1 protein-coding gene is annotated in these 2,563 nt (G+C 71.7%); it reads left to right on the top strand.

Translation table 11 applies throughout. The annotated features are described in order from the left end of the window. The coding region (locus SSOG_RS02405) for a type I polyketide synthase (RefSeq protein WP_245606561.1) at positions 1–2,563 on the top strand (2,563 nt) is incomplete at both ends.

The raw sequence follows: 2,563 nt of genomic DNA, 5'->3' as shown, positions 1-2,563 counted from the left end.
CTGAACAGGACCGGGAGCTGCTTGCGCTGGTGCAGTCGCAGGTCGCGGCGGTATTGGGGCACTCAGCGGCCACCTCGGTCGACCCGGCCAGGGCGTTCACGGACCTCGGTTTCGACTCGCTGACCGCGGTGGACCTGCGTAACCACCTCAACACCGCGAGTGGGCTGCGGCTGCCCGCGACCCTGGTGTTCGACCACCCCAGCCCCGCCGCGCTCGCCGCGTACCTCCGCGAGCAGCTGCTGGGCGCGGAAGCGGAGCGGGAACAGGAGAAGACCGCGGCGGCCGCCGTACGGAGCCGGGGCGCGGCCGACGAGCCCATCGCGATCGTCGGCATCGGCTGCCGCTACCCGGGCGGAGTGACCTCGCCCGAGTCGCTGTGGGAGCTCGTGACCTCCGGCGGGGACGGCATCACCCCCTTCCCGGGCAACCGCGACTGGGACATCGAGCGGCTCTACGACCTCGACCCGGACCATGCCGGTACCTCGTACGTCCGCGAAGGGGGGTTCCTGCACGACGCCGCCGACTTCGACGCCGAGCTGTTCGGGATCTCGCCGCGTGAGGCCCTGGCCATGGACCCGCAGCAGCGGCTGCTGCTGGAGACCTCCTGGGAGGCGCTGGAGCGCGCCGGAATCGACCCGCACTCGCTGCGCTCCACGGCCACCGGCGTATTCGCGGGACTGATGTACCACGACTACGCGTCGCGGGTGCACGCCGTACCGGACGAGGTCGAGGGCTTCCTCGGCAACGGCAACGCGGGCAGCGTCTTCTCCGGCCGCATCTCCTACGTCTTCGGCTTCGAGGGTCCCGCGGTCACCGTGGACACCGCGTGCTCGTCGTCCCTGGTCTCGCTGCACCTGGCCTGCCAGGCGCTGCGGGCGGGGGAGTGCGACACGGCGCTGGCCGGTGGCGTCACGGTGATGGCCACCCCCGCCACGTTCGTCGAGTTCTCCCGGCAGCGCGGCCTGGCCGCCGACGGCCGGTGTAAGTCCTTCGCCGAGGCGGCGGATGGCACCGGCTGGTCCGAGGGTGCCGGGGTGCTGGTGCTGGAGCGGCTGTCGGAGGCCCGGCGGCGTGGGCACGACGTGCTGGCGGTGGTGCGCGGGAGCGCGGTCAATCAGGACGGTGCGTCGAACGGTCTGACGGCGCCGAACGGTCCGTCGCAGCAGCGGGTGATCCGTCAGGCGCTGTCCTCGGCGCGGCTCTCGGCGTCGGACGTGGATGTGGTGGAGGCGCACGGCACGGGGACGCGGCTCGGCGACCCGATCGAAGCCCAGGCCCTGCTCGCGGCCTACGGCCAAGCCCGCACCGACGACGAGCCGCTGTGGCTGGGCTCGATCAAGTCGAACATCGGGCACACCCAGGCCGCGGCGGGCGCGGCAGGTGTGATCAAGATGGTGATGGCGCTGCGCGCCGGGCAGTTGCCGCGGACGCTGCACGTGGACGAGCCCTCGTCGCATGTGGACTGGGAAGCCGGAGCGGTCAGGCTGCTGACCGAGGCTCGTGGCTGGCCGCGGGGGGAGCGTCCGCGCCGGGCGGGGGTGTCGTCGTTCGGGATCAGTGGGACCAACGCGCACGTGATCATCGAAGAGGCTCCGGCCGCCCCGGCCGTAGCCGTGGAACGGCCGTCGGCCGACCTGCCCGTGGTGCCATGGGTGCTGTCGGGGCGGAGCGCGCGAGCGGTGGAGGCACAGGCCAGGCGTCTGGCTGAGTTCCTCGACGAGCGGGCCTCCTCCGCCGTCGACGTGGGCCTTTCGCTGGTGACGACGCGCGCCGCCCTGGAACACCGCGCGGTGGTGCTGGGCGCCGACGACGCCCTTCGCGCGGGTCTGGCCGGCCTGGACGGCCCTTCGGTGGTGTCCGGTGTGGTGTCGGAGGGGCGTGCTGCGTGGATGTTCACGGGTCAGGGCAGTCAGCGGCTGGGTATGGGCCGTGAGTTGTATGCCGCCTTCCCTGTGTTCGCGAAGACGCTGGATGAGGTGTGCGGTTTTCTGGACGCGGAGCTGGCGGGTGGGCCGGGCTTCGGCGTTCCGTTGCGGGAGGTGTTGTTCGCGGCGGAGGGTTCTGCGGAGGCGGTTCTGCTGGATCGCACCGGGTATGCGCAGTCGGCGTTGTTCGCGGTGCAGGTGGCGTTGGTGGAGTTGCTGCGGTCGTGGGGTGTGGTGCCGGATGTGGTGCTGGGCCACTCGATCGGCGAGTTCGTTGCGGCGTATGTGGCGGGTGTGTTCGAGCTGGGGGATGCCGCGCGGTTGGTGGCGGGTCGTGCGCGGTTGATGCAGGGGCTGCCTTCGGGTGGTGCGATGGCGGCGGTCGAGGGTACCGAGTCCGAGGTCGCCGACATCCTCGGCGGGTTTGCTGAAGGGGAGCGGGCCACGGTCGCGGCGGTGAACGGCCCCACGTCGGTGGTGGTGTCCGGTGACGAGGATGTGGTCGAGCGGGTGATGGCGGTTGCGCGGGAGCGGGGTCGGCGGGTGTCGCGGCTGCGGGTGAGTCATGCGTTTCATTCGCCGTTGATGGAGCCGATGCTGGCGGAGTTCGCCGAGGTCGCGGTGGGTGTCGCTTACCG

Origin of the sequence: Streptomyces himastatinicus ATCC 53653 (genome assembly GCF_000158915.1) — a bacterium.
In the GTDB taxonomy this organism is placed as follows: domain Bacteria; phylum Actinomycetota; class Actinomycetes; order Streptomycetales; family Streptomycetaceae; genus Streptomyces; species Streptomyces himastatinicus.
Note: the sequence above shows the minus strand (reverse complement) of the source record. Positions and strands in the feature narration are given on the sequence as shown.